General features: G+C 38.0%; 15 protein-coding genes. 9 read left to right on the forward strand and 6 right to left on the reverse strand.

From position 1 onward, the window contains the following. From F9U64_RS19535 to F9U64_RS19555, 5 genes are all read right to left on the reverse strand, one after another. Positions 1 to 1,854 (reverse strand): beta-glucoside-specific PTS transporter subunit IIABC (locus F9U64_RS19535; protein ID WP_194287447.1); only part of this gene is annotated, 1,854 nt, incomplete at its 3' end. 182 nt (positions 1,855 to 2,036) lie between these two features. Then, positions 2,037 to 2,891: a PRD domain-containing protein gene (locus F9U64_RS19540; protein ID WP_153406580.1), complete on the reverse strand. Its 855-nt coding sequence runs from the start codon at positions 2,889 to 2,891 to the stop codon at positions 2,037 to 2,039. Between the two features lie 202 nt (positions 2,892 to 3,093). Then, positions 3,094 to 3,534: a YtoQ family protein gene (locus F9U64_RS19545; RefSeq protein ID WP_153406581.1), complete on the reverse strand. Its 441-nt coding sequence runs from the start codon at positions 3,532 to 3,534 to the stop codon at positions 3,094 to 3,096. Between the two features lie 395 nt (positions 3,535 to 3,929). After that, entirely contained in the window at positions 3,930 to 4,844 is a 915-nt protein-coding gene (htpX, locus tag F9U64_RS19550; protein ID WP_153406582.1) for a protease HtpX, read from the reverse strand. Positions 4,845 to 5,084: 240 nt separating this feature from the next. Beyond that, on the reverse strand, positions 5,085 to 5,813 hold the full coding sequence (locus F9U64_RS19555) for a hypothetical protein (protein ID WP_153406583.1): 729 nt from the start codon (positions 5,811 to 5,813) through the stop codon (positions 5,085 to 5,087). A 192-nt stretch (positions 5,814 to 6,005) separates the two neighbouring features. Here F9U64_RS19555 and F9U64_RS19560 point away from each other — a divergent pair, with 192 nt between their 5' ends. From F9U64_RS19560 to F9U64_RS19570, 3 genes are all read left to right on the forward strand, one after another. Further along, the gene (locus F9U64_RS19560) at positions 6,006 to 6,584 is read left to right on the forward strand and encodes a TetR/AcrR family transcriptional regulator (RefSeq protein ID WP_153406584.1); all 579 of its coding nucleotides are present in this window, start codon (positions 6,006 to 6,008) and stop codon (positions 6,582 to 6,584) included. 28 nt (positions 6,585 to 6,612) lie between these two features. Continuing rightward, positions 6,613 to 7,971 carry an MATE family efflux transporter gene (locus F9U64_RS19565; RefSeq protein WP_153406585.1) on the forward strand — a complete coding sequence of 453 codons (1,359 nt, stop codon included), beginning with the start codon at positions 6,613 to 6,615 and terminating at the stop codon, positions 7,969 to 7,971. Positions 7,972 to 8,111: 140 nt separating this feature from the next. After that, positions 8,112 to 8,612, forward strand: a complete 501-nt coding sequence (locus F9U64_RS19570; protein WP_153406586.1) for a DNA-deoxyinosine glycosylase — start codon at positions 8,112 to 8,114, stop codon at positions 8,610 to 8,612. On the opposite strand, the gene F9U64_RS19575 is transcribed toward F9U64_RS19570, so the two are convergent. Continuing rightward, positions 8,613 to 9,401 (reverse strand): TSUP family transporter, encoded by a 789-nt coding sequence (locus F9U64_RS19575; RefSeq protein WP_153406587.1) that lies wholly within the window; start codon positions 9,399 to 9,401, stop codon positions 8,613 to 8,615. Between the two features lie 296 nt (positions 9,402 to 9,697). Here F9U64_RS19575 and nikA point away from each other — a divergent pair, with 296 nt between their 5' ends. From nikA to F9U64_RS19605, 6 genes are read left to right on the forward strand one after another with little or no spacing between them, the layout of a single operon-like run. After that, positions 9,698 to 11,302, forward strand: a complete 1,605-nt coding sequence (gene nikA / locus F9U64_RS19580) for a nickel ABC transporter substrate-binding protein (RefSeq protein ID WP_153406588.1) — start codon at positions 9,698 to 9,700, stop codon at positions 11,300 to 11,302. Next, complete coding sequence (nikB, locus tag F9U64_RS19585; RefSeq protein ID WP_153406589.1) at positions 11,302 to 12,246, forward strand: nickel ABC transporter permease; 945 nt, start codon at positions 11,302 to 11,304, stop codon at positions 12,244 to 12,246. Before nikA ends, nikB begins: the two co-directional genes overlap by 1 nt. Beyond that, on the forward strand, positions 12,243 to 13,055 hold the full coding sequence (gene nikC, locus F9U64_RS19590) for a nickel ABC transporter permease subunit NikC (RefSeq protein ID WP_153406590.1): 813 nt from the start codon (positions 12,243 to 12,245) through the stop codon (positions 13,053 to 13,055). The genes nikB and nikC overlap by 4 nt, the downstream gene beginning before the upstream one ends. A gap of 11 nt (positions 13,056 to 13,066) precedes the next feature. Then, positions 13,067 to 13,876 carry an ABC transporter ATP-binding protein gene (locus F9U64_RS19595; RefSeq protein ID WP_153406591.1) on the forward strand — a complete coding sequence of 270 codons (810 nt, stop codon included), beginning with the start codon at positions 13,067 to 13,069 and terminating at the stop codon, positions 13,874 to 13,876. Then, on the forward strand, positions 13,873 to 14,712 hold the full coding sequence (locus F9U64_RS19600) for an ABC transporter ATP-binding protein (protein ID WP_153406592.1): 840 nt from the start codon (positions 13,873 to 13,875) through the stop codon (positions 14,710 to 14,712). Before F9U64_RS19595 ends, F9U64_RS19600 begins: the two co-directional genes overlap by 4 nt. Further along, on the forward strand, positions 14,663 to 15,181 hold the full coding sequence (locus tag F9U64_RS19605; RefSeq protein ID WP_153406593.1) for a GNAT family N-acetyltransferase: 519 nt from the start codon (positions 14,663 to 14,665) through the stop codon (positions 15,179 to 15,181). Before F9U64_RS19600 ends, F9U64_RS19605 begins: the two co-directional genes overlap by 50 nt. Positions 15,182 to 15,346 lie beyond the last annotated feature (165 nt).

The raw sequence follows: 15,346 nt of genomic DNA on the forward strand, positions 1-15,346 counted from the left end.
AATGATCATTGTGACAGTTTCAATATCTTTTTCACGAATTGCTTCCCGATCAAATTCAACCAATTTCTGTCCAACCTCTATACGGTCTCCTACTTTAATAAAATCTGTGAAGTGCTCGCCTTTTAATGAAACTGTGTCAATTCCGATATGAATCAAGACTTCTTCTCCATTGTCACCCTCAATCCCAATCGCATGCTTAGAGTCAGGGAAGACAGTCACTTTTCCTGCGATCGGAGAAACCACACGATTTTCATCAGGTTCGATTGCAATCCCTTTACCCATAATCTCTTGAGAGAAGGTTGGATCTGATACTTCTGCTAAGGGTACAATCTTACCACTTAGCGGAGATTTAACCATTACTTCTTTCCCGAGTGGCTCATTTGCTCTTGCTTTTGTATCTTCTTTCTCTTCTTCTTGTTTTGCCTCACCCTCTGTAGCTTCTACCGCAGCTTCTTCTGCTGGGACATCTTTAAAGCGGAAAATCAATACCAGAATAAACGGTAAGATTAAAGCCAGGGCGAATAGAATGATAGCTAATATAATGTTGAAAGCATCTCCGTTAGGATCAGCGAAAATCGGAATAGAGAAAACGCCAATAATACCGCCGATTTGGAATGCCTTAAAGCCGAAGTAACCAGCAACTCCACCAAGAATACCACTTGAGATCATTGCTAATATAAGCGGCTTTTTCAGTTTCATATTTACCCCATACATGGCTGGTTCCGTAATACCAATTACTGCTGATATACCACTGGACAATCCTAACTGTTTCATTTGTTTGTTTTTACTTAGCACAAAGACAGCTAGTGCAGCTCCACCTTGCGCAATGTTACTGAGGAACATCATGGGCATGACGACATTATCATAACCAAAGTTCGAAATACTTTGCACTACTAAAGGTGTAAAAGCATAATGCATGCCTGTCATAATAATTAGTGGCATAAAACCTGCTAATAAAGCACCTGCTATAATGCCTGAGAAATCAAATAACCAAGCAAAAGCATCTGCTACAAGGTTACCTATATTGGTGCCAAGAGGTCCAACTAACCATAGTGAAATCGGAATTACAATTAAAAACGAAATCATCGGTGAAAACATTAAGGAAATGGAAGAGTGAATATATTTTTTCACGAAATCAAAGACATATTTTAATAAAACAATACTTAGAATGATTGGTATAACACTTTGCGCATAACCAATAACAGGAATATTTATAATACCGAGTCCTAAAAAGTCAAACGCGTCTTTCTGTGCTTCACCTGCTTGTAAAGCATTGTAGGCATTTATAAGTGTAGGATACATAAAGGTACCCGCGACAGTTAATGCTAGATATTCATTTGTACGCATTTTTTTAGCAGTTGATACAGCCAGAAAGAATGGCAAGAAGTAGAATACACTGTCTCCAATTGCATTTAAAATGGCATACGTGTCACTTTCATTTGACAACCACCCTACTGTCACGAATAGCGCAAGAAAACCTTTTAATAAACCAGCACCTGCTAAGGCCGGTAAAATCGGAGTGAAAATACCTGATATAAAATCCATTACAAGAGATACAGGCCCTTGTTTTTCTCCTGATTTCTGTCCGCCGCCATTATTAGTGCTGCCACCTACAAGTGACTCCACTTCTTCAAACACATCGGTAACATGATTACCAATGATGACCTGGAATTGGTCACCAGAGAATTGTGCTCCCATCACACCATTAATATTTCTGATTTCCTCCACTTGTACTTTATTTTTATCATTTAAATTAAAGCGGAGTCGTGTAACGCAATGCCATGCATTATTAACATTTCCTGCTCCGCCGACTTTCTCAACGACTTGCTTTGCAACTTCTTTATTTGAAGCCATCTGTCTTCCTCCTTTTAATGTAAGGCTTAATTGCCTGTTTTGCTTTTTCCTAAACTGAACGCTCTTCTAATCCATAGCTTCTGTTTTTTAGTAAAAAAAAATACCCAAACGAGACAAGTGCCGCTGCACTTTGTCTGTTTGGGTAATGCCTAATTTTATATTAGTAACAATCCACTATGACTCTATTCATTTTTCTGACGATTGGTAACGCGCCAAATATGCAATGTTAGATAAAGCTTTTCATTTGATGAAACTGTCCAGCCATATTTTTGCTTTAGTAGTGCTGCAATCTTCTCAACAGCTTGGTATGCTTTGTCATACTTGTTTTTGACTACTTCTAAAAGTGTTTTGTCCATCTCTTCTCCATCAATTGATTCCTGTTTGTACTGACGGATAAAGAAATAGCGTAAATGAGTAATAAAGCGTGTATAGTTTAATGATTCTTCATCAAGCTTAAGCTGGAAATGGTACTGTACAATTTCAATGATGCGGTTAATCACTTCTGTCATTTTCAATGTTTCTTCAATTTTCGTCCTTTTTGTCTGCTGTCCGTTTACAAAGTGATAAGTTATAAATGTTTCCTCACTTTTGGGCAACAGGACATCTAGACGATCAAACACAAGACGAATCGCATCTTTTGCTGCTTGGTATTCTTTTGGATATAAATTCTTAACTTCCCAACGGTTAGTGTCTGCGTAATCAATGCTTTCATGAGCTCGCTTGACTGCAAAGTTCAAATGGTCGGCAAGTGTTAAATAAATATTGTTGTTAAAAGTAACCTCTAGTTGTGCTTCGGCATTCTTAATAACCTCAACAGAAACATCTAAAACCTCGGAATCCATATCTGTTAATACTTGTAACAAAGGTTTTCGAGTTGAAGATTGTTCAGCAACAAATTTACGTCTGATAGAAGAATCCTCAATTGGATCCCCTTTCTTTTTCTGGAAGCCGACACCTGTACCCATAACAATCCACTCAAGCCCAGAGGAATCTTCTACTAAAGCCACATTGTTGTTAAAGGCTTTAATATACTTCAATGGTCATTCCCCCACTTTTCAAACGCATTCTAAAAATACGGAAGTGTATTTTGACATGGTAATGCCTGATCAAATCAGTAACAATCCATTGGTGATGAAATATTAGTAGATAAAATGTATCATGATCATTAAGCCATGTCAAATTCTTTTGTGGTGTTAAATAATGTCACTTGTGTTTGAAACAGTTTGATAAGAAAATGTATTAATCATAAATATAGTGTATAACTTCTAACGCCTGTTCCAGTGTTTCTACTGTTACATTTGCTTTGTTCGATAATTCCTTCAATGGATGGATTAATGATGAAGGGCGTACAAGGATGGTCGGTTTGTTCATTTCAATGGCCGCCGCTGCATCCATGGCTGTATTCCATTGTTTATATTTTTCCCCGAAAAGGGCAATCACAATGTCTGCTTTTTGCAGCAATACTTGTGTGCGGAAATTATTAATATCGGAAGCAGCATTATCTTTGTAATAAGAATCAGGCTGCTTCCCGAGAATTTCTTCTCCAATATTGTCTGAACGGTCATGGTCTGTTTGCGGCCCGACAAAAGTAAGAGGTAATTGCTTCTCATCAGCTAAATTCGCTATTTCTTCACGCCAATTATCATGAATTTGTCCTGCTAAGTATACAGTTAAGTTCATCCTTATCTCTCCTTGTCCATTTTTTCTTCTATAGTAATAGAAATGGTTGGGAAAATCAAAGTAAACAGGTTGAAACAATACTCTGCCATAATACATCGTGTTCAACTATCAGACTAAAGTTCGGCATAGGATAAAGCGAAGTGGAATTTGGTGTGCAAACGAACAAATGTCCAACAAAGAAGGAATAGATTAAATCATAAATATTAATAGTATATAGTTATACCTTAAGTGATCTAGCTATGTTCTCGCTATAGTCTTCTTATTCTGGCTCCACTTAGTATCCGGGTTTATTACTTTTGAATTCACTATTCTTGTTATCTTCCAGCACACTAAATAATCCAAACGAGTTCAGGATCGTTTGGATTATAGTATGGTCTAGTTACTTAGTATTTTGCTTATCTCTGCTCTAGTTTCGCAATTCTTTCCTCAAGTGGAGGGTGTGAAGAGAAAAGCGTGATAAAGCTTCGTTTGCTGCTGATCTTCATCGTCTGGATGGCAGAATCATCAGCACGGTCATTTAGATGAGCCCTGTCAATATATGCCTGCAATGAGCGGAGGGCATGGGCCATTTTATCACGGCCGGCAATTGCTGCACCACCATTATCGGCATGGTATTCCCTTCGTCTTGAATAGGCGCTGACAACAAGACTGCCAAGAATAGAGAACAATATTTGAAAAACAATAATGGCGATAAATTGTACGAGCCACTGTATTTCGGAACGAACAAAACGTGAAACAATCAATGCAGCAACTCTTGAAAGGAATACGACAAAGGTGTTGACAATCCCTTGCAGCAATGTCATTGTCACCATATCTCCGTTGGCAATATGAGCAATCTCATGAGCGATAACACCTTCTACAGCTTCATCATCCATGGTATCAAGCAGACCTTGTGAAACAGCTACTAAAGACCGTTTTTTAGTTGGACCTGTTGCAAAAGCATTTACTTCATTTGATTGATATATTCCAACTTCTGGTGTATGAGTTAAGCCTGCAGCACGTGACAGGCGCTCTACTTTTTCGTATACAGCTTGTTCCTGGGCAGAAGACGGCGAATCAGGTTTGATTACTTTTACTTTCATCATCCATTTTGCAGTTATGCGTGACATTGCAAGGGAGATAAATGCACCTGTAAAACCAATCACGATACTAAACACAATTAAAGTTGTGTAATCAATACCTAAGCCTTGTCCTCCTGTATAATATGATCCATCAATATTCGTGAAACTTGTAATAAGTGTCCAAACAATGACGATGGTTGTCATAACAAGAATGTTAGTCAATAAAAAGAGTAGAATTCGTTTTCCCATTACCAAACCTCCGTTTAAATAAAGTTGTATAAGGTATACTACTGCACTGAGCAGCAGTCCATCTAAATTTTATCACATTGCTATCCGTCTGTAATCTCTCTGACATCAAGTTTCTCATAACACAAGGGAAGTAAGCGGGGGTAACATACGCTAAGGATCCTGATAAGCTTCGCTAATAATCAGTGTCATACCCCATACTGGTCAAAGATTCATTTTATTGCAGACGTGACATTATCCTTATTATAATAACAGCAGTAAAATAGAGTAGGTAAAAAGTCCGATGAAAAATGCTGTAAAACTGCTTTCCCTTTCCTCTGGCAGCTCTTCTTTCATCACATTCAAGATGATTCCACCAGAAATAAAGGCAACTAAAAAGGAAATAATTAATTCATTTACTTCTGAAATTGCTCCAATACCCCAACCTGCAATAATCGAAACTGCCAAAAGCCATCTTCCATACTTTTCATAGTCTTCCTTGTGGATTTCCCATAAGCCTTTATCATTAGTAATGAAATGTACACCCATCGCAACAAAGAAAAAGAACATGCCCCAAGCTCCGGAAAATTCCTCTCGAATCATCAAATAGCCAATAATACTATTATAAATAGTAAATGAACCGATATGCAACCAAAAAATACCAGTTGAAGATTTGGTTTTCTTGCTATTTTTACGCTTTGAATGCTTAACGATTTTTTCCAGTCCGTAAAAGAAGGCAAGCCCTAACATAGAAATTAAGTAGATGTGATGTTCGAGAAAGCTCCAGAACGCATTGCCAATATCTCCATAAAGGTGCTCTTGGTATTCTCCAAGCTCTGGTAGTAAATGCAGAAACACATATGCAACAGAGATGCCTCCAACTATGGAGAGGAACCTGCTCCTTGGTACCATTCTTACAAACTTCATTCTCCTGGAGAGTAAATGGATAGCTACAAATCCAATGATGAATAAAAGGCTTAGCCCAAATTTCATGTTATTGCCATCCTTTCCGATTCCTTTGATTCAACTGGTAATAATAAATTTAAGTAGGATAGAATTTTTTCCCTTTTTGTATCACTCTAAAACATTGGGAGGTTGCAACTATAAGAGAGATGATTTGTTCATTGACATTCATTTTTGGTTCTGATAGTATTAGCTGACGACCGTTCGTAAGGAGGTGTTTGTATGTCTTCTCAAGCTATTAAACAAGAAGCTCTTAATTTATTTGCTTTACACGGCTATGAAGGGACATCACTTGCAGATATTGCTGAACAAGTAGGGATAAAAAAACAGTCCATTTATGCTCATTTTAAAGGGAAAGATGATTTGTTTATTCAAGTATTAAAAGAAACATTTGCAGATGAAATAAAGAGAGAAAAAGAATATCTAAAGGCAAATGCCAGTCATACATTAAAGGAGTTGCTCTGGGAGTCATTGCAGAACTTTACCAGCCGGTTTCATCATGACAATCGTTTGAAATTCTGGCTGCGTAATACATCCATTCCTCCATACCACTTATATAATGAAGTGATAACTTATCTATATAAATACATTGATCAAGTGGATCAGTTATACTTGGACCGATTTCAACATGCTTTCAATGAAGGAGAAATAGAACAGGATCCGGCCATTGCCGCTATGGCATATTCCAGTCTCGTTGATGCTATAGGTGTGGAACTGATTTATGGGGATGAGATGCGTACCAATCGAAAACTGCATGCATCTTGGCAAATATATTGGCTTGGTGTTACCAGCGCAGTTTAAAGACAGCGTAGAAGTAAGGGGGATAACTATGTATCATGCAGAATCACTTAAAGAGAAAATTAGATTATTTATTAAAATATTGTTACCTATCATGATTACACAAGTCAGTTTATCAGCAATGAATCTTGTTGATACAATGATGTCTGGCCGCGTTGGGACAGAGGATCTTGCAGGGGTTGCTATCGGAGCTAGTCTCTGGTCACCTGTTTTCACTGGAATGAATGGCGTCATGCTTGCTATTACACCAATCATTGCACAGTTCATGGGTGCAAATGAACGGCATAAAATCCATCACACTGTCACACAGGCCATTTTTCTGGCTGCTATGCTCGGAGTGATGATCATTTTGATCGGTGCAATTGCCCTTGGACCTGTTTTGAACTTGATGGATCTCGAAGAAAATGTGCAATATATTGCTTTTCATTACTTAGTAGGACTATCTATTGGAATTATTCCATTGTTTTTATCTAATGTGATACGGAACTTTTTTGACGGGCAAGGATATACACGGATAACGATGATTATCACTGTATTGGCTGTTCCATTTAATGTTCTGTTAAATTACAGCTTGATTTTCGGTAAATTCGGTATGCCTGAACTGGGGGGAATTGGGGCTGGATATGCCACTGGTATTACCTTCTGGATTATATTAATTGTCAGTATTATCATGACATTTAAAATTCATGCTGTGAAAGAATATAAATTGTTTATTCAGTGGGTAAAGCCATCTATAAAAGCCTGGAAAGAACAGCTGTCCATTGGAATACCAATCGGTCTTTCTATTTTTTTTGAGGCAAGTATCTTCTCTGTTGTCACATTGTTAGTTGGAATCATGTTCTCAACAACGGTAATTGCAGCAAATCAAGTTGTCATCAGTTTTACCAGCTTATTGTTTATGGTTCCCCTTAGTATTTCGATGGCAATAACGATAGTGGTTGGATATTCTATCGGCGGAAAGCAATTGCAGTCAGCTAAGCAATATTCTTTTATTGGAGTACTCAGTGCTATCGGATTTCTGGCTTTGGGATCTGTTATTCTATTGCTTTTCCGAGAACCGATTGCCTATCTTTACACATCAGACCCTGCAGTAGTGCTGGTAGCGGGCCAGTTGTTTCTTATTGCTATAATGTATCAGCTGTCTGACGCAGCTCAGGCCAGTCTTCAAGGTGTTCTACGCGGGTATAAAGATGTAAAAGTCCCATTTTATATCGCGTTTGTTTCGTATTGGATAATTGGCATTCCTTCTGGATATTTACTCGCCGCCTTTACTGAACTAGGCCCAGCTGGATTTTGGGTTGGGATTACACTTGGTTTGACCGGGGCTGCGATTGGCTTCTTTGTACGTTTAAGAGTGATCTACCGCCAGGAAAAAGTAAGTCTTGCTTAATGAACAGGAAGAAGGCAATCAGGGGATGCTCTGACTGCCTTTTTTCATTTCTTATTGCTTTATCAGGGATCCCGCTATGATTAGGTAAACTTATAGCGGGAAAACTAATAATATATATTTTTAGAAGGGTTGGAATTCTTATGAATAATCAGAAAATATACGCTTTAGATCCTATCATCGACAAACATTCCCGAATTCTAATACTTGGATCCATTCCAGGTCGCCAATCTTTAATAAAACAGCAATACTATGGGAATAAACAAAATCATTTTTGGCCAATATTATTTACTATCTTTGACCAAGAGGAAATCGAAAGCTATGACGAAAAGATAGAATTCTTACAGGATAAACGAATTGCTCTATGGGATACGATCGGCTCATGCTACAGGGAAGGGAGCTTAGATTCCAAAATAATAGAGGCTGAGCCTAACCCGTTGCATGATTTGCTTAGTCAATACCCAAATATTCAGAAGATAGGTTGCAATGGTGTAAAGTCCTATCAAACTTTTCAGAAGCATTTCCCCCATTTAATGAATCAGTATGATGTAAGGAAACTTCCTTCATCAAGTCCGATCCCGGGTCGTTATACCAAAACTTTTCAAGAGAAAGTAGCAATCTGGAAAGAACTAATTGTAAGTTAATCAGAAAGCTGTATTGACAATATTATATAAATTAATACAGATAATCATAATGATACTAACATTAAATATTTTTTGTACTTGCATATTATTCAGTTTTGAAACGGCATTGGAACCAATCATTCCTCCGATAATACCGCCTGGAATCATAAAGTAGAGCATGGATAAATCGGCATTCCCGTAACCTGTCGTGAATGCAACAAGAAGTAAGGCAGCCAACTGTGAAAAAAAGATAATGAAAATGGAGTTGATTCCGGCTTCTTTAATGGTCATAGAGAAGAGCAGGCATAAAATGGCTACATTCAGCGGACCGCCGCCAATTCCAAGAAATGCAGAAAGAAATCCGAGTGAAAATCCGACACCAAAGATGATCGTCCTGTTTTTTAACATAAAAGTCTTCAAATTATGTTTCATTTTTAAATAAATATAGATAAATAAAAGTAAACCAGCCAGTATTGCTGATTGAATAATTGCTGTAATAGTAGTGATATGAAGTGAGATGACGATATAGTTAAACATTGCTTTTCCTGCAAATCCCCCGATAATGGATCCTGCCGCAACGATAGAACTAGTTACTTTATCTATCGTTATTTCTTTATTTTTTCTGAAATTAATAAGAGAGATGGCAGCCATGGATAATACAGTTGCTGCAGATAAAATGCCGATAGTAGCCAGATCATAATCAGCTAATAGGTCCAGCAACGGTTTTATAATCACACCCCCGCCAAGACCCGCGACTGCCCCAATAGTAGAGGCAGATAACCCGATTACAAAATATAAAAAGAGAAACATCTAAATCAACTCCGGTGTTATTCTATTGTAAGGAACTATTCTATTGTAACAACAAGCATAAGAAAGTAAAAATAGCTTTATTAAATAGGGTATAACGAAAAGCTATAGGTTTGACATGAATTGAAATTCTGACTCTAAAGCCTGCTAAAACAGACAGCTATGAAATCTGTTCTGAAAATTAAATGAATTCGTATTGTTCCTTATTTACATTTCTATGTTACTAATATAAGGTAGTAATAGATTTACAATGAAGAATTCCATACTTTTAATTTATAGATAGAAGGGAAAAGGAAAGAATGAATTTAGGCAACGGTAAGATAGCATTCCTGGTCATTTTTTTAATAATAAGCCTTGTTGCATGCAGTAATAATAATATAGGAAATACAAAGGAATCAGAAGATACAGTGAAGAAGCTTACTATCTCATGGAATAAAGATATTGGAGAGATTAATCCACATATGTATGCTCCGAATGAAATGTATGCTCAAGATATGGTTTACGAGTCATTGGTCCGTTATGGAGAGAAAGGGAAAATTGAACCAGGGTTGGCAAAAGAATGGGATATATCAAAGGACGGCAAGGAATATATTTTTCATTTAAGAGAGGGTATCAAATTCTCCGATGGCTCTGAGTTCAATGCAAGTATTGTGAAAAAGAATTTCGATGCGATTTTAAGTAATGCGGAAAGACATAATTGGATAGAAGCAATCAATCAAATCGAAAATACGAGTATTATTGATGAATCAACATTTAAAATAACACTGAAAAATTCGTACTATCCATTGCTTCAGGATTTAACGCTTGTAAGGCCGTTCCGCTTTTTGGGTGAGGCAGGTTTCCCGGAAGACGGGAATACGGCCGAAGGGATAAAACAACCAATTGGTACTGGCCCCTGGGTATTAAGTGAATATAAACAGGATGAAGTGGCCGTATTTAAACAGAATGAATTTTACTGGGGTGAAAAACCTAAAATTGAGGAATTAGAAGTAAAGATTATTCCAGATGGCGAGTCAAGGGTTATAGCATTTGAAAATGGAGAGATTGATCTTATTTTAGGAACAGGTTTAATCAGTTTGGACTCTTTTCAATTCCTGAAAGATTCAGGTAACTATCAGACAGGAATATCCAATCCGCTCGCTACAAGAACAATCGCGATTAATTCGAATAAAGAAATAACGAAAGACCTTGCTGTTCGTCAGGCAGTCCAGCATGCCTTCAATAAGCAAGCGGTAATTGACTACCTTTTTTATGGAACAGAGCAAAAGGCAGATACCTTATTTGCATCAAACGTGCCATATAGTGACCTTGATTTGAACCCATATGGATATGATGTGGAAAAAGCAAAAAGCCTTTTAGAGGAAGCAGGCTGGAAACTTAATGAAGAAACAGGCTTAAGAGAAAAAGACGGACAATCACTGGAACTGGATTTAGTTATTGAGGCAACTGACAATATCCAAAAGTCAATTGCAGAAACATTGCAGGGAGATCTGGAGAAGGTAGGAATTCGTCTTCATATCAACAGTGTAGAAAACCAGTCTTATCTTGATCGGCAAAAAGATGGAGACTTCCACTTGATCTTTAATACAACATGGGGCGCGCCATATGAACCGCACACGTATCTTTCTTCGATGAGAAAGCCTGCACATGCTGATTATCAAGCACAGCTCGGGCTGCCAATGAAGGAAGAAATCGATAAGAAGATAGGTGAGGTTTTATTAACGACAGATAAAACAGAGAGACAGGAATTGTATAAATATATATTAGGTACACTGCATGAACAGGCGGTTTATTTACCAATTTCCTATTCTTCCAACATAGCTGTTTATCATGATTATGTCAGCGGGGTAGAATTCCCTAATATGAATTATATCTTACCAACACAAGGAATTGATCTGAAATAATGATCCCATTTATCTTTAAAAGGATAATTAATCTGATTCCTATCTTACTTGGAACATCCATCATTACCTTTTTGCTTATTCATTTAGTCCCGGGAGACCCGGCAGAGGCTTATCTCCGTTTATCACAGATCCCTCCGACAGATGAGGCGGCTGCACATATCCGCAAAGAGTTAGGGCTTGATAAACCGTTGTATGTTCAGTATTTTATCTGGCTGCTTGATGCTTTTCAGCTCGACTTCGGCGAGTCGTTTATCACAGGAGATCCAGTATTTGAAGAGGCGATCTATTATTTATGGCCTACTTTGCAGTTAACGTTGGCTGCAATAGTATTGACACTTATTATCAGTGTCCCTGTCGGAATATTATCTGCTGTTTATAAAGATCGTCTCTTTGATCAAGTGAGTCGAATACTCGCGTATGTGGGGGCATCCATGCCCTCCTTTTGGTTAGGCTTTCTGTTAATCTATTTTTTCTCTTTTAAATTAGGTCTGTTTCCCTCTGGATCCAGAGGGACTTTTGTTCACATCGTGTTACCAGCTGTTACCATGTGTCTCGTATATACTTTTACCTTTACAAGGCTCTTGCGGTCAGGGATCTTAGAGTTTATGAATCAGCCATATGTTATGTATGCAAGAAGCAGGGGGTTAAAAGAAAGAGTCGTCATAGGGAAGCATGTATTGAAAAATGCCTCCCAGCCTTTTATCACTGCTTTTAGTATAAGTATTGGAAATATGCTTGCTGGAACAGTCATTGCGGAAAATGTTTTTGCATGGCCGGGCATCGGCAGGTATTTTGTTTCAGCTATCGTAAACAGGGATTTTCCGGCCATCCAGTTTTGTGTCCTGCTGATGACCATCATTTTTGTATTGATTAATTTAATTGTCGATATTATCTATGCTTATTTGGATCCTCGAATCAGATTGAAAGGGGATCAGCTCAAATGATAAAAGAGATAATGAATAATAAATTATTAGTGTTTAGCGGTGCGATCATTGTATTGATGGCTTTTGTCGCAGTTTTTGCTCCATACCTTGCACCGCATGATCCAAATCTGACTAATCTTGCGGTAAGATTACAGGGCCCTTCTAAAGATTTCCTGTTGGGTACAGATCATCAGGGCCGAGATATTTTATCAAGACTGATCTATGGTGCAAGAGTATCGATAGGAAGTTCGGTACTAGTGGTAGCTGTTACGATGGTGATAAGCATAGTGATCGGTACCATTTCAGGCTATAAGGGCGGGCGTATTGATTATTTCTTTATGCGATTCTGTGATATTATCATGGCATTTCCTGGCCTTGTCCTGATATTGGCATTTGTCGGTATTATGGGCCCTGGATTGTTTAATTTAATCCTTAGCATAATCCTTATTCAATGGGTTACCTATGCCAGAATCATCAGGGGTATGGTATTGAGCTATAAGGAACAGAACTTTGTAACAGCCGCCAAAATGCTAGGATCATCGAATGTGAAAATTATTACTCGTCATTTATTGCCAGGTATTATTCCGCAAATCATTGTTCTTGCAACATTAGATATCGGGACAGTTCTTCTGCATATTGCCGGCTTTTCCTTCCTGGGTCTTGGTATTCAGCCGCCGACTGCAGAATGGGGTGCCATGCTTAATGACAGCAGACAATTTCTAAGAAGCCATCCTTCCCTAATGATTTACCCGGGAATGATGATATTTATTGTGGTGATGGCATTTAATCTATTTGGTGACAAACTGAGAGATATATTCGATCGTAAATAAGGAGGGGTGAAATGTCAACAGAGCAGCTGTTATCTATTAAAAATTTAAATATCTATCTTCAAGAACATGGGTCTGATACGAGAAACCAAATCATTCATAATGTGAGTTTCGATTTGGAAAAAGGAAAGGTTCTGGGTATTGTCGGTGGCAGCGGTTCTGGTAAAACATTGACAAGCCTCTCTGTTTTAAGCCTTTTACACGATAAGTTTTCCGTTACTGGCAGTATTCACTTCAATGGTGCAGATTTACTGCAGCTGCCTGAGAGAAAGATAAGAAAAATCCGTGGAAAAGAGATTGCTCTCATTCCCCAAAATCCGATGGCCTCCTTTAACCCGATCATTAGCATTGGGGAACACATGGTAGAATCAATGAGATCTCATCAGAAACTCACAAGAAAAATAGCAAAAGAGCTGGCAATCTACTACTTGGAGAAGATGAATTTTGCTGATCCCTCTGATTTAATTTCACAATACCCATTCCAACTTAGTGGCGGGATGCTGCAGCGTGTGTTAATTGCGATTACCTTATCATTACAGCCATCTCTTATCATTGCCGATGAACCAACAACAGCTCTTGATAAGGTCACAGAAGATCATATCTTACATCAGCTTGAGATAATGAAAGAGGAATATGATACAAGTATGCTGCTTGTTTCACACGACTTTCATGTTGTTTCCCGCTTAGCTGATGAAGTTGCTGTTATTCATAATGGGATGCTGGTGGAAAAAGGTTCAATAGTGAATGTATTCAGACAACCGAACCATTCTTATACAAAGCAATTAATTGATGCAAGTATTCGTTTAAAGAGGGAAAAACCATGAGCTTACTTGAATTAAAGAATATTTCCAAAAGTTATAAAACTGCAAAAGTGATGCCATGGAAAAAGGCAAAGCAAATAAATGCACTTCAAGATGTTTCTTTAACGTTAGAGCCTGGAATCTGTACAGGTCTTATCGGAAAAAGCGGTAGTGGAAAAAGTACGCTGGCTCGAGTAATTATGGGATTGGAGAAGCCGGATGCCGGGCAAGTCATCTTTAAAGGGGCGGACTTGTCTGAATTAAATGCAAATAGCTTGAAAAAAATGAGAAGACACTTTCAAATGGTGTTTCAGGACCCGTATAGTGCACTTAATCCAAGAATGACTATTGGAAAAAGTATTGCAGAACCATTGGAAAATTACGAAAAATGGAATACAGCACAAACGGAGGATAAAGTGAAGGAGCTGTTGGAGGAAGTCAATTTAAAAGCTGCCGATGCTTATAAATATCCTGGCCAATTTAGTGGCGGTCAACTGCAAAGAATCAATATTGCCAGAGCGCTGGCACTCAGACCTGAATTACTTGTCTTAGATGAAGTAGTCAGCAGTTTAGACACAATTGCCCAAGTGCAGGTATTAGATTTGCTTATTAAATTGCAGCAGAAGTTCCAGCTTTCTTATCTATTTATTTCTCATGATATGCATGCGACAAAATATATAGCCAATCAGTTCATTGTTATGGACCACGGGGAAATTGCAGAACAATTGTCTGATGCTGCAAATGTGGAAGAGATGAAACATCCAGTTTCAAAGGAATTATTATCGCCCGCTCAGAAGGAGTCGAAGATTGATGGAATTAACGAAAGAAAAAGTTGTGATAAGAGAGATAAGAAAAGATGACGTTCCTGAAGCAATTAAATTTGTATTGAAGATTTTTCATGAAGTTTTCCCATTTGAATTAGGAGAAGCATCACGAACACAGCTTTTTAATATGGAAGAAATTTATATAAACAAGGATGATGCATTCTTTGCAGGTGCTTTCACTGAAGGCGGGACACTAGTTGGAACAATCGCTGTTCAAAGATACGATAACAGAATCGAAACAATAAAGGACAGGTTTGATTTAGAAGAAACAGCGGAAATTACCAAGTGCTATTTGGATAGTGCTTACCGAAGAATGGGAATTGGGTCATTACTGTTTGAAGAAGCCTTACGATTCTGCGAAAATAATGACAGATATAAAACGCTCTATCTTCATACCCACAAGTTTCTGCCTGGAGGCTTCCCTTTTTGGAAAAAGAAAGGATTTTCCATCGTATTAGATGAACAAGATGAAATGGAAATGGTTCACATGGAGAGGGAATTATGAATACGTAATTATGCCAGTGGTGAAAGCGAAGTATTTAGACGGAGCGAAATATGAATCATTATTTTATGAAAAAAACCCGGATACATTGTGAACTGCCCCCTGTCAAGTAGACAGTGGTAATAATAAAAATGATCTAGGCGGCCTTTGTCCTGTATTCCATCGGAC

Origin of the sequence: Gracilibacillus oryzae (assembly GCF_009498735.1) — a bacterium.
GTDB classification, from domain to species: Bacteria; Bacillota; Bacilli; order Bacillales; family Amphibacillaceae; genus Gracilibacillus; species Gracilibacillus oryzae.